General features: G+C 71.0%; 19 protein-coding genes. 10 read left to right on the forward strand and 9 right to left on the reverse strand.

Annotated features, from left to right (window positions below):
- The first annotated feature begins 6 nt into the window (after positions 1-6).
- Positions 7-1,338 carry an aldehyde dehydrogenase family protein gene (locus tag IEY91_RS10430; protein WP_189173729.1) on the forward strand — a complete coding sequence of 444 codons (1,332 nt, stop codon included), beginning with the start codon at positions 7-9 and terminating at the stop codon, positions 1,336-1,338.
- A gap of 41 nt (positions 1,339-1,379) precedes the next feature.
- Here the strand turns inward: IEY91_RS10430 and IEY91_RS10435 are convergent, their stop codons facing one another.
- The gene (locus IEY91_RS10435) at positions 1,380-1,832 is read right to left on the reverse strand and encodes a nuclear transport factor 2 family protein (protein WP_164326903.1); all 453 of its coding nucleotides are present in this window, start codon (positions 1,830-1,832) and stop codon (positions 1,380-1,382) included.
- A gap of 158 nt (positions 1,833-1,990) precedes the next feature.
- Between IEY91_RS10435 and IEY91_RS10440 the strand changes: the two genes are divergently transcribed.
- Positions 1,991-2,563 (forward strand): PadR family transcriptional regulator, encoded by a 573-nt coding sequence (locus IEY91_RS10440; RefSeq protein ID WP_189173730.1) that lies wholly within the window; start codon positions 1,991-1,993, stop codon positions 2,561-2,563.
- A 100-nt stretch (positions 2,564-2,663) separates the two neighbouring features.
- Here IEY91_RS10440 and IEY91_RS10445 read toward each other — a convergent pair whose 3' ends face one another.
- The 5 genes from IEY91_RS10445 to IEY91_RS10465 all read right to left on the reverse strand — a co-directional run bounded on the left by IEY91_RS10445 (position 2,664) and on the right by IEY91_RS10465 (position 6,858).
- Complete coding sequence (locus tag IEY91_RS10445; RefSeq protein ID WP_373287914.1) at positions 2,664-3,677, reverse strand: fibronectin type III domain-containing protein; 1,014 nt, start codon at positions 3,675-3,677, stop codon at positions 2,664-2,666.
- Between the two features lie 174 nt (positions 3,678-3,851).
- Positions 3,852-4,262, reverse strand: coding sequence for a PTS-dependent dihydroxyacetone kinase phosphotransferase subunit DhaM (locus IEY91_RS10450; protein ID WP_189173732.1), 411 nt, complete (start codon positions 4,260-4,262; stop codon positions 3,852-3,854).
- A 48-nt stretch (positions 4,263-4,310) separates the two neighbouring features.
- Positions 4,311-4,913: a dihydroxyacetone kinase subunit DhaL gene (gene dhaL, locus IEY91_RS10455; RefSeq protein WP_164326907.1), complete on the reverse strand. Its 603-nt coding sequence runs from the start codon at positions 4,911-4,913 to the stop codon at positions 4,311-4,313.
- Between the two features lie 38 nt (positions 4,914-4,951).
- The gene (gene dhaK, locus IEY91_RS10460) at positions 4,952-5,944 is read right to left on the reverse strand and encodes a dihydroxyacetone kinase subunit DhaK (RefSeq protein ID WP_164326908.1); all 993 of its coding nucleotides are present in this window, start codon (positions 5,942-5,944) and stop codon (positions 4,952-4,954) included.
- Positions 5,945-6,234: 290 nt separating this feature from the next.
- Positions 6,235-6,858, reverse strand: coding sequence for a TetR/AcrR family transcriptional regulator (locus IEY91_RS10465; RefSeq protein WP_189173733.1), 624 nt, complete (start codon positions 6,856-6,858; stop codon positions 6,235-6,237).
- 92 nt (positions 6,859-6,950) lie between these two features.
- Here IEY91_RS10465 and IEY91_RS10470 point away from each other — a divergent pair, with 92 nt between their 5' ends.
- The 4 genes from IEY91_RS10470 to IEY91_RS41715 all read left to right on the forward strand — a co-directional run bounded on the left by IEY91_RS10470 (position 6,951) and on the right by IEY91_RS41715 (position 10,460).
- Positions 6,951-7,364 (forward strand): nuclear transport factor 2 family protein, encoded by a 414-nt coding sequence (locus tag IEY91_RS10470; RefSeq protein WP_189173734.1) that lies wholly within the window; start codon positions 6,951-6,953, stop codon positions 7,362-7,364.
- Entirely contained in the window at positions 7,361-7,852 is a 492-nt protein-coding gene (locus tag IEY91_RS10475) for an anthrone oxygenase family protein (RefSeq protein ID WP_229696847.1), read from the forward strand. The genes IEY91_RS10470 and IEY91_RS10475 overlap by 4 nt, the downstream gene beginning before the upstream one ends.
- 122 nt (positions 7,853-7,974) lie before the next feature.
- The gene (locus tag IEY91_RS10480; RefSeq protein WP_189173735.1) at positions 7,975-9,417 is read left to right on the forward strand and encodes an MFS transporter; all 1,443 of its coding nucleotides are present in this window, start codon (positions 7,975-7,977) and stop codon (positions 9,415-9,417) included.
- 293 nt (positions 9,418-9,710) lie between these two features.
- On the forward strand, positions 9,711-10,460 hold the full coding sequence (locus tag IEY91_RS41715) for a class I tRNA ligase family protein (protein ID WP_229696848.1): 750 nt from the start codon (positions 9,711-9,713) through the stop codon (positions 10,458-10,460).
- 400 nt (positions 10,461-10,860) lie between these two features.
- Here the strand turns inward: IEY91_RS41715 and IEY91_RS10490 are convergent, their stop codons facing one another.
- Positions 10,861-11,451, reverse strand: a complete 591-nt coding sequence (locus IEY91_RS10490; protein ID WP_189173736.1) for a hypothetical protein — start codon at positions 11,449-11,451, stop codon at positions 10,861-10,863.
- Positions 11,452-11,708: 257 nt separating this feature from the next.
- On the opposite strand from IEY91_RS10490, the gene IEY91_RS10495 reads away from it, so the two are divergent.
- The 4 genes from IEY91_RS10495 to IEY91_RS10510 all read left to right on the forward strand — a co-directional run bounded on the left by IEY91_RS10495 (position 11,709) and on the right by IEY91_RS10510 (position 17,965).
- Positions 11,709-12,548 carry a DUF8832 domain-containing protein gene (locus IEY91_RS10495; RefSeq protein ID WP_189173737.1) on the forward strand — a complete coding sequence of 280 codons (840 nt, stop codon included), beginning with the start codon at positions 11,709-11,711 and terminating at the stop codon, positions 12,546-12,548.
- Positions 12,549-12,586: 38 nt separating this feature from the next.
- Positions 12,587-13,135, forward strand: coding sequence for a carboxymuconolactone decarboxylase family protein (locus IEY91_RS10500; protein ID WP_189173738.1), 549 nt, complete (start codon positions 12,587-12,589; stop codon positions 13,133-13,135).
- An 84-nt stretch (positions 13,136-13,219) separates the two neighbouring features.
- On the forward strand, positions 13,220-14,494 hold the full coding sequence (locus tag IEY91_RS10505; RefSeq protein ID WP_189173739.1) for an MFS transporter: 1,275 nt from the start codon (positions 13,220-13,222) through the stop codon (positions 14,492-14,494).
- A gap of 96 nt (positions 14,495-14,590) precedes the next feature.
- A complete protein-coding gene (locus tag IEY91_RS10510; RefSeq protein WP_189173740.1) occupies positions 14,591-17,965 on the forward strand; it encodes a DUF3376 domain-containing protein in 3,375 nt (1,124 codons plus the stop codon).
- A gap of 17 nt (positions 17,966-17,982) precedes the next feature.
- Here the strand turns inward: IEY91_RS10510 and IEY91_RS10515 are convergent, their stop codons facing one another.
- Positions 17,983-18,867 (reverse strand): ABC transporter permease, encoded by an 885-nt coding sequence (locus IEY91_RS10515; protein WP_189173741.1) that lies wholly within the window; start codon positions 18,865-18,867, stop codon positions 17,983-17,985.
- Positions 18,864-19,829, reverse strand: coding sequence for an ABC transporter ATP-binding protein (locus tag IEY91_RS10520; protein ID WP_229696849.1), 966 nt, complete (start codon positions 19,827-19,829; stop codon positions 18,864-18,866). The genes IEY91_RS10515 and IEY91_RS10520 overlap by 4 nt, the downstream gene beginning before the upstream one ends.
- Positions 19,830-19,836 lie beyond the last annotated feature (7 nt).

Genomic DNA, 19,836 nt, shown 5'->3' on the forward strand with positions numbered 1-19,836 from the left:
GACCTCATGAACCACAGCACCACCACCCCCGAAGACCCCGCCGCCCTCGTGGCGCGTCTCCGCGCCACCTTCCGCACCGGCCGCACCCGCCCCCTGGACTGGCGCGAGCGGCAGCTCACGCGGCTGCGCGAGATGCTCACCGAGCACCGCGAGGACTTCGCGGACGCCCTCCACGCGGACCTCGGCAAGCCCCGCGCCGAGGCCTACCGCGCCGAAGTCGACTTCACCGTCAAGGAGATCGACCACACCCTCGACCACCTCCAGGAGTGGCTGAGCCCGCAGTCCGTCGACGTCAGCGGCGTCTTCGGGGAGCACGCCAGCGCGGGCACGCAGTACGACCCGCTGGGCGTCGCCCTGGTCATCGCGCCGTGGAACTACCCCGCGCAGCTCCTCCTCGTGCCCGTCGCCGGGGCGCTCGCCGCGGGCAACGCGGTGGTCGTCAAGCCGAGCGAACTGGCGCCCGCCACCTCCGAGTTGATCGCCCGGCTGCTGCCCCGCTTCCTGGACACGGACGCCGTGGCGGTCGTCGAGGGCGGCGTGCCCGAGACGACGGCGCTGCTCGCCCAGCGCTTCGACCACATCTTCTACACCGGCAACGGCACCGTCGGCCGCATCGTCATGCGCGCCGCCGCCGAGCACCTGACCCCCGTCACCCTCGAACTCGGCGGCAAGTCACCGGCGTTCGTGGACGCGGGCGTCGACACCACCGAGGTGGCCCGCCGTCTGGCCCGCGCCAAGTTCGCCAACGCCGGCCAGACCTGCGTCGCGCCCGACTACGTCCTCACCGACCCCGCCACCGCCCGCGCCCTGGAGTCCGCGCTCGCGGAGGCGATCGAGGCGCAGTACGGGGCGGACCCGGCGGCGTCGGACGCGTACGGACGCATCGTCAACGAGCGGCACTTCGACCGGCTTTCGGGGCTGCTCGGCTCGGGCCGCGTGGTGACGGGCGGGCAGACCGACCGCGCCGCGAAGTACATCGCGCCGACCGTGCTCGCCGGGGTGAAGCCCGACGAGCCGGTCATGCGGGAGGAGATCTTCGGCCCCGTCCTGCCGATCGTCGAGGTCGAAGGGCTCGACGAGGCGATCGACTTCATCAACGAGCGGGACAAGCCGCTCGCGCTCTACGCCTTCACCGGCTCGGAGCGCACCCGTGAGCGGCTGGCCGCGGAGACGTCCTCGGGCGGGCTCGGCTTCGGCCTTCCGATGGCCCATCTGTCCGTCCCCGAGCTGCCGTTCGGCGGCGTCGGTGAGAGCGGGCTCGGCGCCTACCACGGCCCGCACTCCATCGCGACGTTCAGCCACCGCAAGGCGCGCCTGGACGTGCCGCTGCCCGCCTGATCCGCTCCCTGCTCGGGACGTGGGACTTGGACGGCCTGGTGTCACTGCCCCTCGGGGAGCGGCGGCACCAGGCCGTCTGCGACCAGGCCCGCGTACACCGCCTGTCCCAGCGCCTGCACCGCCGACTGCGGGCGCACCATCACCGTGAACTCCTTGATCCGGCCGTCCTCGTCGAAGTGCAGCAGGTCGATGCCGTGGATCTCCTTGCCGGCCACGGTCGTCCGGAACAGAAGGACGGCCGACGCGGCCTCGCTGCCGTCGACGCTGGTCTGCGCCGTGCCCTCGTACGACCCGACGTACCGGAAGTCCTCGAAGAGGCGCAGCAGCACCCCGAAGAGCCCCATGACCATCTCGCGCCCCTCGAAGGGCTGGAACTTCACCGGGCTGTAGAACCGGATGTCCGGCGTGAACAGCTCCTCCACGACGGCGAGTTCACGCTTTTCGATCGCCGCACGGAATCGGGCGGTGGTGTCGGCGACGGGTGCTGCGGTCATGGGGAACCTCCGGGGTGACCGTCTCTCCATAGTCAAGAATATGACTACTCAGATTCTTGACTATGATGACGGAGCGGGGCGCGGAACGGAAGCCCTGGCGGAATCCTTGGCTGAAGCCCCCGGTGGTTCGGTGGGGCGGCGGGAGAAAGGGCGTCACCATGGCCTTGCGGCACGCGGTGCTCGCGGCACTGCTCGACGGCGAGTTCAGCGGCTATCAGCTCGCCAAGGGCTTCGACATCGGCGTGGCCAACTTCTGGCACGCGCTGCCGCAGCAGCTGTACGCCGAGCTGGCGCGCCTCGAGGGCGAGGGGCTGCTCTCCGGGCGCGAGATCGTGCAGGAGGGGCGGCCCAACAAGCGGGTGTTCCAGGTCACGGAGGCGGGCTTCGCCGAGCTGGAGCGGTTCGCCGCGGCGTCCGCCAAGCCGTCCTTCATCCGCGACGACCTGCTGGTCAAGGTGCAGGCGGTCGACGACGTCCCCGCCGCCCCCGTGATCGCCCAGCTCCGCGAGCGCGCGGCGGTCGCCGAGGCCAAGACCGAGGTCCTCGGCAAGCTCCTGCGGCGGCTGCGCGGCGATCTCGACGAGGAGGAGTTCCTGCGCACGGGCCGCCGGATCGGCCCCTACCTGACGTGCCGGCGCGGCCTGGCCTTCGAGCGCGAGACGCGGGAGTGGTGTCTGTGGGCGGTGGAGTCGTTGGCGGGGCGGGAGAGTGTGCGGCGGGAGGGCGAGTGAGCGCGTGGGGCGCGCTGTCGGCGCAGACCTGAACCTGGACCCGGGCGTGGACGTGGATCTTGCCTTGGACCGGTTGGGTTCGGCCCGGACTCCACGCGCTTCAGGGGGTGGTGACGGCCCGTTCGGGGGAGTAGCTGCCCCACGTGCCGTCGGGCAGTTTGGCGCGGAGCTTCACGCGGTGCGTCTCGCCGGACTTCCGGCTCACGTAGAAGCTGTGCTTCGCCTTGTCCTGGGGAGTGTTGCCGCCGAAGACCAGCGAGGTCGCACTCTTGCCGTCCAGATGGATCTGATACTCCGTCACCGCGCCGCCGGTGTGCGGCGGTTGCCAGGTGAGGTCGATGTAGTACGCGCCGTCGTCGCCCTTGTGCGTACGCGCGCGGAAGTCCGCGGGGGCCGTGGCGCGTCCGCTGTCCTTGCCCGCGGCGGTGGTGACGCGCACGGCGGGGCTCGCGGCCGAGAAGTTGTCGGCGGCGTCGCGGGCCTTCACGGTGAAGGTGTACGTGGTGCCCGGCCGCAGGCCCGTGATCAGCGTGTCCGTGGTGCCGCCGCCGACGCTGTGGATCTTCGACGTGCCCTGGTAGATCTCGTACGAGGCCACGCTGCGGTTGTCCTTCGACCCGCCCCACGCCAGCGTCGCCGCGCGCCTGCCCTCGGCCTCGGCGCGCAGGGTGCGCGGGCGGGACGGGGCCTCGCGGTCGGCCTTCGCCGCGGCGGGCGTGGTGACCGTCAGCTTCTTGCTGTCCGGGCTGAGGTTGCCGTCGGCGTCGCGGGCGCGCACGGAGAAGGCGTACGTGGCCGACGGCTTGAGGCCGGTGATGTCGACCATGTGCTGGTCGGCGGGAACGTCCTTGACCTTGGCGGCGCCGCGGTAGATCTCGTAGCCGCTGACGTCCGAGCCGTCGGTCGTGCTGTTCCACATCACGTGCACGGTGGTGGCGCTGCCCGCCTGGACGGTGAGGCCGCGCGGGGCGGAGGGCGGCCGCGTGCTCTTGCCGTCGTCGCCACCGCCCCAGGTGCAGGAACTCAGCACGCACACGGCCGCGGTGAGGGTGAGGGCGCGCCAGGCGGTGGTGCGGGGGAGCGGGTGGTGGGGCGGGTGGGGGGTCCGTCGCACGGTCGTGCCTTCCACTCGACGCGAATGGTCCGGACCAATTTGACAGGGGTGACGGGGGCGCATCAAGAGGGTGGGGTCTACGGGGTTGGGGGGTTGCGGGGCGCGGGGCCGGTCGGGCTTCGGTGTGCGGGGGCTGCGGGCACCCGTGTTGCCCGCAGCCCCACCCCGTACCGGCTACGCCTTGCGGTAGTCGTACGCCTCCCGGGCCGCCGCCTCCACCGCCGCGATGTCGGCGCCCGTCGACGCCGTCACGACCGCTGCGACCGCGCCCTCCACGAAGGGCGCGTCCACGAGGCGGGTGCCGTCCGGGAGTTCGTCGCCCTCGGCGATCAGGGCCTTGACCGTGAGGACGGCGCTGCCCAGGTCGACGAGGATGGCGACGCCCGCGCCCCGGTCGACCCGTTCCGCGGCGGCGGCGATCAGCTCGGAGCTGGTGCCGAGGCCGCCGTCCTGCGTGCCGCCCGCGGCGGCCACGGGAGCGGTGGCGCCGCCGGCGAGGCCCGAGGCGAGGGCGGCCACGGACTCGGCGACGGGGCCGCTGTGCGAGACCAGCACGATGCCCACGAGCTTGCTGTCGTCACTCATGCTCTCGTCTTCCTTTCCTTGGAGTCTTCCTTGGCGTCGTCGCTCATGTCACGCCTCCCCGGCCGTCTCGGCCAGCGCCTCGAACAGCAGGGCCGACGAGGTGGCGCCCGGGTCCTGGTGGCCGATGCTGCGTTCGCCGAGGTAGCTCGCCCTGCCCTTGCGGGCCTGCAGCGGCGTGGTGGCGAGGGCGCCCTCGTGGGCGGCGGCGCGGGCCGCCGCGAAGGACGTGGGGAGCGCGTCGACCGCGGGGACGAGGGCGTCCAGCATGGTCTTGTCGCCGGGTGCGGCCCCGCCGAGCGCGGCCACCGCGTCCACGCCGGTACGCAGCGCGTCGGCGAACTCGGCCTCGCTGACCTGCGCCGCGTCGCCGAGGGACTTGCCGGTGCGGCGCAGCAGCGTGCCGTACAACGGCCCGGACGCGCCGCCGACGGTGGAGATCAACTGCCGTCCGGCCAGGGTCAGGACGGCGCCGGGGGTGTCCGGGGCCTCCTTCTCCAGGACGGAGGCGACGGCGGTGAAACCGCGCTGGAGGTTGCTGCCGTGGTCGGCGTCGCCGATGGGCGAGTCCAACTCGGTGAGCCGGTCCGCCTCGCGGTCGACGGCCGCGGCGGCCGTGGTCAGCCAGCGGCGGAAGAAATCGGCGTCGAGCACTGAAACTCCTTGCGTTGTCGTTACGTTGGGCAGGGTGCTCACATGCCCCAGCGCAGCCCCGCGGTGCGGACCGGCGCGTCCCAAAGGCGCAGCATCTCCTGGTCGACCTGGCACAGCGTGACGGAGGCGCCCGCCATGTCGAGGGAGGTCACGTAGTTGCCGACGAGGGTGCGGGCCACCGGGACCTCGCGTTCGCGGAGCACGCGCTGGACCTCGGCGTTGAAGCCGTACAGCTCCAGGAGCGGGGTGGCGCCCATGCCGTTGACGAGGACGAGCACGGGGTCGCTCGGGTCGAGGTCCTGCAGGATGACGTCGACGGTGTAGTCGGCGATCTCCCGGGACGTCATCATGGCGCGCCGCTCGCGCCCCGGTTCGCCGTGGATGCCGACGCCCAACTCCAGCTCACCGGCGGGCAGATCGAAGGTCGGAGACCCCTTGGCAGGCGTGGAACAAGCACTGAGCGCGACCCCGAAACTGCGGGAGTTCTCATTCACCTGCCTGGCGATGGCCTCCACCCGCTCCAGCGGCATACCCTCCTCGGCGGCCGCGCCCGCCAGCTTCTCCACGAAGAGGGTGGCGCCGGTGCCGCGCCGCCCCGCCGTGTACAGGCTGTCGGTCACCGCGACGTCGTCGTTGACGAGGACCTTGGCGACCTGAATGCCCTCGTCCTCGGCAAGTTCGGCGGCCATGTCGAAGTTGAGCACGTCCCCGGTGTAGTTCTTCACGATGAACAGGACACCCGCGCCACTGTCCACGGCCGCCGCGGCCCGCACCATCTGGTCCGGCACCGGCGAAGTGAACACCTCACCGGGACACGCCGCCGACAGCATCCCCGGCCCCACGAATCCACCGTGCAGCGGCTCGTGCCCGGACCCGCCGCCCGACACGAGCGCGACCTTCCCGGCGACGGGCGCGTCCCCCCGAATGATGACCCGGTTCTCCACATCCACGGCCAATTCCGGATGCGCGGCCGCCATACCCCTGAGCGCGTCAGCGACCACGGTCTCCGCCACGTTGATGAGCATCTTCACGGGTACCTCCTGGTGAGATTGGCAGTTGAGCCTCTGGGCTGTGTCTATGCAGGTCAGAATACGCGTGGCAAGTTCTTGACAGCGTGGTGAGCAGCGCGGCGACCGGGGGACTGCCGCCCTGCACGGCATCAGGCACCCAGAAAGCTGCACCAGGACGCAGAACTCGCCCTCCCTGGCGTCCCCTTCGAGCAGGAGCGGTGCCGCCGGCACGCTGAACCCTTCTTCCAGTTCAGTGCGCCGGTGACGATGCCGAGCGAGAACGGCGTCCGTTCGTGATCCACGCGCGCCGTCTATGGCGCAGAATTCCGGGGTTTGACCCCCAGGACGGCGAGTGTGGCGGTCCGCAGCCACGTTGCGGCCTCTTCCGCCGACAGGCGCTCCGCCCCGACTTCGTCGCCTGCCGCGTGGCCGAGCGCGGTGACTGCGGCCACCAACCAGGTGGCTGGTGGTGCGGGGTCGAACTCGCCTGACTGCTGGCCCTTCTCGATCAGCCGGGTGAGCCGGGCTGCGACGGGCTCGTGCCGGACTCGGTCGGCGTCGGCTCCAGCGTGGGTGCTTCCGAGCTGGAGGAGCACCGGGTTGCGCTCGAACAGCCGCCAGCCGATGTCCTGGAGTCGCAGCAGTGAGTCCAGGGCGGGGCCGCCGTGCTCTTCCGCCTCGTCCATCGCGGCCATGGCTTGGTCCGTGATCCGGTCGGCGACAGCGTTCAGCAGTGCGTCACGGGTGCCGAAGTGCGCGTACACGGTCTGGCGGGTCACCCCGGCGGCGGCTGCGATGGCGGCCATTCCGGCATCGGGCCGCTCGGCCAGCAGCCGGAGGGCGGCGTCCAGCACCGCGACCCTGCTGCGCTCGGCGTCGGCGCGACGGCGAGGCCGTGCCGACGACGAGTCACCCGGAGTCTCGAAACGAGTCAACTCTTACACCCTTGTCAGAAATATATGCCGAGCTATATCTTACGAGATTGTAAGAGATCGCTGCGGAATGCGGCTTCACGCAGGGCAGGAGCATGGTGCACCCTCTCCACACGAAACCTCCCGAGCAGTTCATCGCCGACTTCTTCACCACCTTCACCGACGCTGTGGTGCATGGTTCGGAAGACGCCTCCGACCTGATGTCCAGGTACTACACCCGCGACGTCGTTCAGGTCGCTGACGGCGTACGACTCGATTGGGGCCGCCTCCTCGCTCACCTCCGCCCGGTACGCAAGAACCTGCGAGAGTTCCGGTTCGAGGTGCACGAGGCATTCGCGTGCGGTGACCGGATCGCGGCCCGCTTCACGATCCACGCGCAGATGCGCAAGGGTGGCCCGGTGTCCACGCGAGTCCACATGTTCGCCGAGTTCACCCCCGAAGGTCTGCTGCGACGAGCCGAGCAGCTCACACGGTCCCTCACCCCGGCCGAACCGGGGGCGGGGGAGTGATCCGCAGGCGCATCCGGCTCGTCCAGGGTCTCGCCCTGCTGTCCACCGGAGCCCTCGCCGGCGCCTTCGGTTATGGAGCGGCCAATCTCGTCCCCACCTTCAACGCCGTACCGCTCGACATGAGACTGTCCTTCCATGCCCAGTTGATGCAGATGAACGGCATCACCATGCAGGGTGCCATGGCCATGTCGGCGCTCAGTGCCCTCGCCCTTGCCGTCATGACGCGTGGCACCTCGCGGTGGCTGGCCGGAGGGGCCGGGCTCCTGGCTGTCGCGTCCTTCCTGATCACGCGTCTCGGCAACGTCCCCATCAACGGCCGTATCAAGCAGTGGGCAGCCACCTCGGCACCGGCCGATCACGCCGAGATCCTGGCTCGCTGGGAGGCGTTCAACTACGCACGCACGGCTGCCGCGTTCGCTGCCTTCGCGCTGCTGATCCTTCTCTCCCTCGACAGGAAGAAGCTTGCGGCCGAGGAAGTCACTGGCTGACGGACATCACCGTCTCGCGGTCACCCGGCGCCTCGGTGCTCAGCGTTGTATACCCCCTAGGGGTATGTTAAGTTCCCGCTCGAAGATACCCCGGTGGGGTACTTGAGCGAGGGGATGGAATCATGTCAACGGTCAACCCGAGGCGCTGGTGGGCGCTGCTCGTGCTCGCCGCCGCCCAGTTCATGGTGATCATGGATACCAGCATCATCGGGGTGGCTCTCCCCGAGATGCAGCGTGAACTCGGCTTCTCCCAAGGCGAGTTGCAGTGGGTCTTCAATGCCTACGTCATCGCCTTCGGCGGCCTCCTCCTGCTCGGCGGCCGACTCTCCGACCTTCTGGGTGCCCGCAAGGTCTTCAACGCGGGCTGGGTCGTCCTGATAGCGGGCTCTGTCGTCGCCGCGGCAGCGCAGAGCGCCTGGGTCGAGGTCGCGGGTCGCGCCGTGCAGGGTGTCGGCGGGGCGTTGATCGCGCCCGCTGCCATGACGCTGCTGATGATTCTCTTCGCCCACGACCCGAAGGAGCTGGGCAAGGCGATGGCGCTCTACGGCGCCGCGGCCCCCGCCGGCGGCACGGCGGGAGTCTTCCTGGGCGGTGTGTTCACCGAGTGGCTCAGCTGGCCCTGGATCTTCATCATCTACGTCCCGATCGGCGTCGCCACCCTCGCGGCCACCAAACTGCTGCCCGCCGTCGAGCCTCGCCGCGGCCGAGTGGACGTACTCGGTGCCGTCTCCGTCACCGCCGGTCTCGCTCTCGCCGTCTTCGCCATCGTCCGCGCGGAGCACGTCGGGTGGGGTTCCAGCACCACCGTTCTTCAGCTCGTGGGCGCCGCCGCCCTGCTCGTCCTGTTCCTCGTGATCCAGGAATCGACAGGTCAGCCACTGATGCCGCTCGGTATCTGGCGGGTGCCGCGCCTGGGGTCCGCCAACCTGGCCATGGCGCTGCTCGGCGCCGCGTGGATCCCGATGTGGTACTTCCTCAACCTGTACCTGCAGCAGGTGCTCGGCTACGGGGCGTTCGCCTCCGGTGCGGCGCTGCTTCCGATGACCGTGCTCCTGATGATCTTCATGACGGCGATCACCGCGAAGCTGCTCGCGAAGTTCGGCGCCAAGCCGCTCATCGGCGGCGGACTGCTTGTCCTTGCGGCAGGCCTGCTGTGGCTGTCGGCCGTCGAGCCGACCGGCTCGTTCGTGGTCGACGTCCTCCCCGCCTCACTGGTCGCAGCCCTCGGCATGTCATTGGCGTACATCCCGGCGATGATGGCCGCCATGTCCGGCGCCCCGCAGGAGCAGGCGGGCCTGGCCTCCGGGATCGTCAACACCACCTACCAGGTCGGCTCGGCCCTCGGCCTGGCAGCCCTGACCGCCCTCGCCGCCTCGCAGGGCGCGGGACAGCCGGGCAACCTGCCGGCGCTCACCGACGGCTACAGCGCCGCGTTCCTGGGCGCCGCCGCGATCGCCGCGGCAGGCGGCCTCATCACCCTTCTTGCGATGCGCGGTGACAAGGCCGCGGCCGCCGCGCAGCAGGCCGAAGCTCTGCAGGCCAAGGGTGAGCAGATCGGCGTGTAGCCGGTGGGCTGCCGGTCGGCCGCACGCGCCACTGTCAAAAGGGGCCGCTCGATGTCTCACCGGACATCGAGCGGCCCCTTTTCCGCTGTCGGATTCATGCAGTCGCACGGCAGTCCGGCCCCGCGCTCACGGAGCTGGCGTATTCATGCCATGGCGTGCCTGTGCCGTGGCGCATGCGCGTCACGGCGTGAACGCGCAGGCTCAGCACGTGGATTGAGCCGTGGTACCCCGACACCCTGAGGAAAGGCGTCGCCGTCGGGCGGTGCCGCACCCTGCGCGAAGGAGAGACCTCGGTGAGTACGTCGCTGAGCACCCCCGTGGAGCGAAGCACGGGGACACCCGTCCGCCGCACGATCCCGCACCCACGCCTGTGGCGCGCACCGAGCAACTGCCCGGACGTCGCGCCGGGCGCCCCTTCCGAGCACGTGGCATCCCCGACGTTCTGGATCAGCACGGCTCCGCTGGCGTCCGACGGCGAGCTGACCCTCGGGCAGCTGTCCGGGCCGTATGTGGCCGCCGACGTGCTGGCCCGGTTCCTGCGGGCCGAGGGTCGCGGTGTTCTGTTCACCGGTGCCACTGCCGACCACTCCGCCGCGGTGGAGGTGCGGGCGCTGCGTCGGGGCCGTAGCGCCGCCGGGGTCGCCGAGGGATTCCGGGCCGCGATCGACGCGGACCGGCGGCGGGCAGGCATCGCCTTCGATCGGATCGTGTCGTCGCACGGCGACCGGGGCTACAGCCGCTGGTTGCGGACGCTCGTGGCGTGGTTGCACGCACAGGGGATGCTCGCCCCGCTGGAACGTCCGTTGCCCCACTGCGCCCCGTGCGCGCGATGGCTGCACGGGGCGCACGTGACCGGCGGCTGCCCGCACCCCGAGGTTCGGATGCGGCGGGGGCGGGGGCGCTCGACGTACTCAACGAGTTCGGCTCGGACGCCGTGCGCCGCCATGCCGTGGCCGGCGAGGGACTGGTGCAGGCACGCGCGGTGCTCGACGGGACGTGGAACCGCTGGCTCGACCGGCTTTTCGGTTCCGTACGGGAGTTGAGCGCGGGCCGGGTGCCGCAGGAGGCGCCGGGTGGGACCGGCTGGGCGGAGCATCACCGCCGTCTCGCGCACACAGTGAGGCTGTTGCGCGCGGCGTACGGAGACGGAGGAGCGGACACCTTCGAACCGCGCCGCGCGGTGCGGCTGCTCGACGCGACGGCAGGCATGACGCTGGCGCTGCCCTGCGAGGAACTCCCACAGGTGGCAGCGCAGTTGAGTGTCGCGGCGGCGCTCACCGCGTGGGCTCACCCGGTGATGCCGGAGGGTGCGCGGCGGCTCGCGGTCGCGATCGGCGTTCCGGCGGGCGGTCCGGTCACCCTTCGGCGCGCTCGCCGCGCCGCGGCCCGGTGCCCGCGTCCGGCCGCCGTCCACCCCGGTCTTCGGGTTCTGAGCCGCCGGGGTCAGTCCAGCCAGCCCAGCCGTGCCGCCCGGACCCCGGCCTCGAAGCGGCTGGCCGCCCGCACGAGGGCGGGGCCGCGGGCCAGGATCGCCCCCACCTCGTGGCGCTCGGGGTCCATGGGCAGCAGCACGAACCGCCGGTCGGCGATGATCATGTTCATCGGGATGTCCGCGGCGATCCGCACCTCGGCGCCGACCGAGGCCTTGCGCCCGAGATGCTCCGCGCCCTGCGGGGTGTTGGCCCCCGCGGCGCTGGAGACGTAGCGCACCCGGACGCCCTTGGTGATTTGGTGCCGGTCACGGGACAGGGCGCGCTCCGGGATCTCCCGGCCCTGGTCGAGCAGCGGCTGCAGCGCGGCGAGTTCGTGCTCGACCGTCTCGGTGATGTCCTCCAGTGCCTGCTGGATGCGCCGGTAGTCGGTGATCACCTCGACCTCGACCTCGGCGGAAGGCGCGAGGACCTCGGAGCGCAGAAAGCGGGTGGCCAGGGACTCCAGACGGCCGTTGACCTGCTTGGCGCGGCGCAGATCCTCGCGCAGCCGCCCGCGCTCGCCCTCCAGGAGCTTGATCAGGGCCATTTCGGGGCTGACCACGGCGACCGAGCCGGACTCGGCCTCGGACGGCTCGCCGGCGGCGAGAGCGAGCCGGTTGTCGTGCTTGGCGCCCGTCGGTACGACCAGGCCCAGGTCGAGCAGTTCGCGGCGGCACCACTCCAGTTCCTGTGGATCGACTTCGGCAAGCCCCCCTCGCGAGATATCGAGGTATCCAGAATACCCCCAGGGGGTATATGGTTACGATCGTCGTCCTGAACGGGCAACGCCAGAAAGCGCATCACGACAAGGGAGATGTCATGAGGAATCACTCCGGCCACGACCAGGCCAACCACAGTGGCCACGGCGGCCACGGCAGCCACAGCGGCCACAGCGGAGCCCGGCCCGGTGGGTTGTCGGTCTCCGAGAGCGGGTACACCCTCGAGCTCGACTCGACGATCCTCGCCGCCGGTGTGCAGCCGGTCAGCTTCCGGGTGATCGGCCCCGACGGGCAGGCGGTGACCGCGTTCATGCCCGAGCACGACAAAGAACTGCACTTCATAGCTGTCCGGCGCGACACGGCCGGGTTCCAGCACGTGCACCCGGTGATGGACGAGAAGGGCACCTGGAGCGTCGAACTGGCCCTGGAACCGGGGGACTGGCGGTTCTTCGCAGACATCCACCCGGCCGGCCACAACGGGACCATGACGCTGGGGATCGATGCCGCGGTCGCCGGGCCCTACGACCCGCGGCCGCTCCCCGAGGCCACCGGGATCGCACAGCTCGGCGAGTACACCGTCGCACTCGACGGCGAACTCCTGCCCGGCGAGGCGAGCGAACTGACCCTCACCGTCAGCAGGAACGACCACCCCGTCACCGACCTGCAGCCCTACCTGGCCGCGTACGGGCACCTGGTGGCACTGCGGGTCGGCGACCTGGGCTACCTCCACGTCCACCCGGAGGGCGAACCCGGTGACGGCACCACCGCACCGGGACCCGGGATCTCCTTCATGGCGGTCGCGCCCACGGCCGGCACCTACCGCCTGTACCTGGACTTCCAGCACGACGACGTCGTCCGGACGGCCGAGTTCACGGTGCGGACCGCCACCGCCGCACCCGAGCACGCCGACCACCACCACGGCCACCACGCACACCACTGACCGCACGGACGCACGTACCCCGCACCGGAAGGAGCGTCATGCCCCGCCTGCCCCGACTCACGCCCGACACGGCGGTCGGCGCCTCACGCGACCTCCTCGCCGACCTGGTCTCCCGCCACGGCCAGATCGGCGACATGGTCTCCACGATGGCGCACTCGCCGGCCGTACTGGGCGGCTACTTCCAGCTCAGCCGGGCCATGGGACGAGCCAAACTCGACCGCAAGATCAGTGAACGGCTCTCGATCGCCGTCCAGGCCCTGCAGGGATGCGAGCTGTGCCTCGATGCGCATGTGAGTGCCGCCCGCGCCCTGGGAGTTGACGAGGAAGAGATCGAGCGAGCCCACGCGGGCACCTCGGCCGATCCCGCGATCGCGGCGATCATCACCCTCGCCCTCCAGATCTATCGCGAGCCAACGTCGATCACCGACGAACAGGTCATCGCGCTGCGCGCGCACGGCTACAGCGACCGCGCCGTGGCCGATGTCGTCGGCGTCGTCGCACTCAACATCCTCACCGGCGCCTTCAACCTCCTCGCCGGCCTCACACCGGGGGCCGGCCTCACCGCAGGGAGCGACACCGGTGCGTAGAGAAGACACCCCCGCCTGTACGCGCGGGGCACGGCCCCCACCCCGGGGCCGTGCCCCGCCGCATGGACACGGAAGGAATCCGCCATGCGTCTGTTCGCCATCCGCGACTACCGCCACCTGTTCAGCGCCCAGGTCATCGCCCTGTTCGGTACCGGGCTGACCACAGTGGCCCTCGGGTTGCTCGCCTACGACCTCGCAGGACCCCGCGCCGGTATGGTCCTCGGCACCGCCCTGACCATCAAGATGGTCATGTACGTGGTCATAGCCCCGCTGGCCGCCGCCTACGTCGACCGGCTCCCCAGAAGAACGCTCCTGGTCCTCCTCGACGTGGCCCGCGGTGCGGTGGTCCTGGCCCTGCCCCTGGTCACCGAGGTCTGGCACATCTACGTCCTGATCGGCCTGCTCCAGGCCGGCTCCGCGGCGTTCACCCCGACGTTCCAGGCCGTCATCCCCGACATCGTCACCGACGAGTCCGACTACACGCGCGCCCTGTCCGCCTCCCAGGTCGCCTCCACCATGGAGAGCCTTCTCAGCCCCGTACTCGCAGCCGTCGCCCTGACGTTCATGAGCTTCAACTGGCTGTTCCTGGGCACCTCCGCCGGATTCCTCGTCTCCGCCCTGCTCGTCCTTGCGACACGCATCCCGGAGGCGCGCCCCAGCACCCACACCAAGGCATGGGACAAGGCGGCGGCGGGGATCAGGACCTTCTTCATGACGCCGCGGCTGCGCGGCATCATGGCGCTCAACCTGGTGGTTGCGGCGGCAGGGTCGATCGTCGTCGTCAACACCGTCAACCACGTCCGTGACGAGCTCGGCGGCTCGCGCTCGGACGTCGCCTGGATGCTCGCCGCCTCCGGCACCGGAACCCTCCTGGCCGCCCTCGTACTGCCCCGCGTTCTCGACCGGATCACCGCCCGCACGGTCATGATGACCGGCGCCGGAGTCCTCGTCGGCGGCACGACCGCCGCGGTGACGCTCATCGCGGCCGGTCTCACCACATGGACCGGTACGGCGATCATCTGGACCGTGATCGGCATCGGCATGGCACTGATCATCACGCCGACGGGCAAGGTCCTGCGCGCCTCCGTCGGACGGGACGCGATCCCCGAGGCATTCGCGGCCCAGTTCTCCCTGTCGCACCTGGCCTGGCTGATCACCTATCCCGTCGCGGGCTGGCTCGGCACGAGCGCCGGGTTCACCCTTGCCTGGTCCGTCCTCGCGGCGCTTGCCGGGGCGGGGGCGATCGGTGCCCTCCTCCTGTGGCCGCGCCACGACGGACGAGGAGCCATGACCAGACCCGTGACACCCGCCCGGCACATGCCCGGCAAGGACTGGTCCACCCTGTCCAAGGCCGCGTGAAGCACCGCGTACAGCGCTCTGACCGTCCGCGTCGCACGTCCTCGAATGGCTCAGCGCACCATGCCGCCGCGGGCGCGGGGCGCGGACCCTTGCCTCATGAGCCCTGAGCAGCCGGCGCCTCCTCTCAGTACGGAACTCCGTCTGGCACTGGCCATGCGTGGCGGGGTGAGTCTCGCGGTGTGGATGGGCGGGTCGTGCTGCGAGGTCGCCGCTCTGCGGAACAAGAACGGGGTCTACGGCCGGCTGTTGAAGCGGTGCGGGTTCGAGGACGTCACCGTCGACGTCCTGGCCGGAACCAGCGCGGGCGGTCTCAACGGAGTGCTGTTCGCCTGCCATCTGCTCTACGGGATGCCGTTCGGCGAGGGCGTACGGAATGTGTGGCTGAAGCTGGGGGATCTGGAGTCGCTGCTGCGGCCCACGCCCCGCCCTCTCCGGGCCCCGGATTCTTTGCTGCTCGGCGACGAGGCCTTCTACGCACGCCTGCGGGACGAGCTGGGCGGGCTCATCGCCGAAGCGGAGGCGGAGGCGGAGGAGAAGGGCGAGATCCTGGAAAAGCCGCCTGCCGCGCTGCGCCTGATCCTGACGGCGACACGGCTGCGGCCCCGTCCCGACTGGGTACGCCCCACCCTGGGACAGCCGCTGGTGACGGGCCGGTCGCGCGCCTACTTCCGGTTCCGGCACCGCAGGGCGGCCGCGGGTGCCGCCGCAACGTTGATCACTGATTTCCCCACGGACAAGAGGGAGCGGGAGGAAGCGCTGAACCGGCTGGCCTACGCGGCCCGCGCCACCTCCTCCTTCCCCGGGGCCTTTGAAACGGCCCGGCCCGTGGTCGGCGCACCACCGGCGGAGGCCACCACTGCGCCCACGCCCCCGAACCTGTGGGGCATCAGCAGCGAGACCGGTTACCCGGACACCGCGGCCGACGACACGGTGGAACTGGTCGACGGCGGATTGCTGGACAACATTCCGGTGGCCTGGGCGGTCCGGGCCATCGCCGGATCCCCGGCGGACCGCGGCGTCGACCGGTGGCTGCTGTTCCTCCAGCCGGTTCCGCCGTATCCGGCGGAACCACCGGCTCAGGAGGGGCGCCCTGGCGCCACCCGCCTGGTGCGCCTGGCGCTGAAGGCGTTGGGGATCAAGACGGGCACCGAGTCCCTGCTGGACGACGTCAGCGAATTCCGTGCCGCCGAGGATGTCATGGCACGGCACAAGGGGCTGGCCGGTGTACTCCCGGCCGACCTGGAATTGTGCAAGGCGGCTGCCAGGGCGCAGTGGCCCGCGTACGTCCAAAGGGCGAGGGACGCCGAGGCCCGTCGCGTGAGCCGACTGCTGCAGGAGCCCACCGACGTCACGGGCCCGGACCCGCTGCCGCTGCCCCCGGGCCCGGGTCCGCTGGACAGCCTCGACGGCGACGGGCGCCTCCCGGAGGGCTCGGGGCCGTTCCTCGCCGGACTGCGCGAAGCGGGAGAGCAGTGGGTGCTGCCCGCCGACGCGCCGTACCAGGACATCCCCCTCATCGGACGGTCGCCGATGCCGTTGGCGCGGGCCGTGCGGCTGCTTCTGGCCTGGCTTCGCGCCTTCGAGGCCGGGGTGTCGAGGCAGCCGGAGGGCTTCCCGCCCGCGCTTCCGGATCTCGCGGAGAGTCTGTCGGCCCTCAGAGCGCGGCTGTACGCGCATCGGCTCGCCATCGCCACCCTCATCGCGGCCCGGGACCGCGCGATCCTGCACGAGTTCGGCGCCGGGCTCGCGGCCGGCACCGACGATCCCCTCGAACTCATGCGGAGGGCCGTCGATCGGCTGGAGCACGTCCTGCCCGCACCGCCGCAGGCGGGCGGCGGCTGGGACGCATGGGCGGCCGACCTCGCGGCGGCGGCGACCACGGGCTCCGGCGATCCCGGCGATCCTTGCGCGAGATCGGCCGAGCCCGCTTCGGTGTCTGCTTCGGCGTCGTACCAGAGCCTCTATACGAGCCTGTTCGCGAGCCTCTCCGACCTCGGCAGGGACATGGGCCAGGAGATGCAAGCCGGAGCGGGCGCGCCGGGCGACGTCCCCGTACTGGGCTTCCGGGCCCTCCACGAGGCGGCCGTCGGCGCGAGCGGCGACATGGCGGTCGTGCTCGCCGCCGCGGAAGTGCTCCTGGGCCCCTTGCGTCCCGATCCGCTGGCCGAGCCGACGGGCATCAAGTTCCACACCGTCTCGGCGGCCAACACGAGTTGGGCCACCGAGTACATGGCGCCCCGGACGGCCTCCCTGAAGGGGTTGGTCGAGGGGAAACTCAGCGGCAACCAGCTCAACAACTTCTCCGCGTTCCTCAGCGCGCGCTGGCGCGTCAGCGACTGGACCTGGGGACGCCTCGACGCGGCCGCCTCCCTGGTGCGGGTCGTTGCCACCGACGAACGCCTCGCCGAGGCGTTCGACGATCCCTGCGCCGAGAACCTGATCGGCACGGTCGCCGAGCACCTCGCGCCGTCCCTCGACTGGCTGCCCGAACAACTGCGGTCGCAGGAGACCCCAGGCTCCAGTCCCGACACCCCCCAAGACGCCGTAGCAGCACTCTGGCAGGCCACACCTCACGGTCAGGAGCCGTGGGACCGGCTGCGCCACCTGCTCATCGAGCTCCGCCAGCGGGAGATCCTCAAGGACGAGCTTCCTGTGATCTCCGCCCTGCGCGAGCTGCCGGGAGACGGCAACCCGCCGGTTGTCCCGACGGATACGCCGCCGGTCGACTTCGTCACCGCGTTCGAGGATTTCCGCCGCATCGGCGCGGAGACCGTGCCCGAACTGCTCCGGGCGCGCCACCCCCGGCGGGCAGCGGTCCGCCTTGGCCTGCTGGTCTGGCAGGCGCTTCAGCCCAGCGGCAAGGGAAAGCCGACGGCGGCGAGGCTGGGGCTCAGTCTGCTCAAGCCGCTTCTTTGGATGCCGGTGGTTCTCGCGGTCTTCGCGCCGCCTTTCGCGGTGTTCGCGGGCTCGTTGATGTGGGTGGGTGTCACGTTCAGCACCGGCAAGTGGTTCTCACCGCCCGGCCACATCATCCTCGGCGTCTTTCTCCTCCTGTCTCTGGCAGGGGGTGGCGTCATCTGGTTCCGCGGGGAACGCCCGCACCCTCGGTTCCTCCGCGTGCTGGGACAGTTGGTCGTCGTGCTACTCCCCGCCGCTCTCCTCGCGGTCATCCCATGCGTCCTGTTCGACAAGTGCCCGTCCGGAACGGGCAGCGTCTCGGACCTGACGCGACAGCTCATCGTGGGCGGGACGATGCTGGTCGCGGCCAGCGCCCTCCTGGTGGTCGGCGTGGAGGGCCGAGGGAACGCGGCTGACCTGGTTGTCCTCGCCGTGGCGGCGGGTGTTGCCGCCCTCCTCCTGCAGACCCAGGCGCCGGGTAAGTGCGACTGGTGGGCGGTCCTCATCCTCTACGCCGTGCTGGGCATCGTGTCGATCGCCCTCGACTGGCTCCGGCCCAGCGGGAAAGCGTGACGGTTCGACAACCCCCGCTACCCCACCCTCCGCAACGCCTTCTCCCTCCGCTCGGCCACCCCCGACCCCGACTCCCGCCGCGCCATCCTGCGCAGCACCACCGGGGCGAGGGCCAGGCCGACGGCGGCCCAGATGCCCAGGACGGCTGCCGTTTCCAGGTGGCGCCAGGAGTCGGCGATCTCCACCTGGACCGCGCTGTCGGGCAGGAAGGCGGAGCGCATGCCGAGGCCGAGCCAGTAGATGGGGGTGGCCTGGGCGAGGGTCTGGAGCCAGTCCGGGAGGGACGTGACGGGGTAGAAGATGCCGGAAATCGCGATCATGGCGAGGACGGGCAGCTGGATCAGGCCCTGGCTGCGGGCGCTCGGGAACAGCGAGCCCAGGATCGCGCCGATGGGCAGCGTCGCCAGCATGCCGAGGGCAAGGACCCACGCCAGTGTCAGCCAGGAGCCCGCGCTGCCCGCCGCCAGGCCGTCGATCAGGAGCATGCCGGGTACGAGGAGTATCGCGAGGTCGGCGACGAGTCCGCCCGCGACCGTGATCACCTTGCCGGTCAGATAGCTCCGCATCCCGCCCGGCGTCGCCTTGGCCCGCAGCAGCGTGCCGTCCTCCCGCTCGGCCGTGAGGACCTGACTCATCGTCATCATGCCCATCGCGGCGTTCATGCCCAGGATGCTCGGCAGCGCCAACGTGCCGAGCAGCAGCCCGCTCGCCCCGAACTCCCTGTCCCGCATGAAGTACAGCGTCGTCAGCATCAGCACCGGCCACAGCAGATGCGACACCAGGTCCGCGCCGTTGGTGAACGTCTGCCGCAGCTCGATCACCCCGCGGCTCCAGCCGGCCCGCAGCGCCGTGCCCGTAAGGTGCGCTGAGTTCGTCGAGTTCGTCGAGTTCGTCGGTTTCATCGCGCCGTCACCGCCTGGCGCTCCTCGCCCGCACCGGCCGCCTCATCGGCTCCGCTCCCCTGCTCGTGCTCCCGCACCAGTGCCATATACGTGTCCTCCAACGAGGCCCTGCGGACCTCCAGTTCGCCCACCGCCTCCCCGTGCTCGCGGAACAACTCCCGTACGAACTGCGTCGATTGGGCCGTCTCGTGCCTGAAGCGCCGTCCGCCGCACGTCCAGCGCACCTCGTCCGCCCCGGCCGTGCGTCGGGCCAGTTCCTCCGCCGTGCCGTCCGCGACGATCCGGCCGCCGGAGAGGATCATGATGCGGTCGGCGAGCTTCTCCGCCTCCGCGAGGTCGTGTGTCGTCAGCAGGATCGTGGTGCGGTGCTCGGCGGCCAGGCGGTGCACCAGGTCGTGGAACTCGTACCGGGCCCGCGGGTCGAGGCCCGCCGTGGGCTCGTCGAGGAAGAGGAGTTCGGGGCGGCCGACGAGGCCGATCGCCACGTCGAGGCGGCGCCGCTGCCCGCCGGACAGCGTCCTGACCTTGTCGCCCGCGTGCGCCGACAGGCCGACGGCGGCGAGGAGTTGACCGGCGTCCCACGGCCGCGGCACCGCGTCGGTGGCGTACGGAACGTAATACGTACCGAAGTGCGCGAGCAGCTCCCGCACCCGCCACTTGCCGTGGTCGCGCCAGGACTGCAGCACGACGCCCACGCGGGCCCGCCACTCTTCGTCGGCGTGCGCGGGGTCCGTGCCGAGGACGGAGACGCGGCCCGCGGAGCGCATCCGGAAGCCCTCCAGGATCTCGATGGTGGTCGTCTTGCCCGCGCCGTTCGGCCCGAGCAGGGCCACCACTTCGCCGTGCCGGGCGCGGAACGTCACGTCCCGCAGTACGTCGGTCGTGCCGTACCGCATCCGTAGCCCTTCGACGTCGAGCACGACGCCGTCAACGTCCATGTCATTGCTTGGTTTGGTTGCCATCAGCCCT

This window comes from Streptomyces lasiicapitis (assembly GCF_014646335.1).
Taxonomy (GTDB): domain Bacteria; phylum Actinomycetota; class Actinomycetes; order Streptomycetales; family Streptomycetaceae; genus Streptomyces; species Streptomyces lasiicapitis.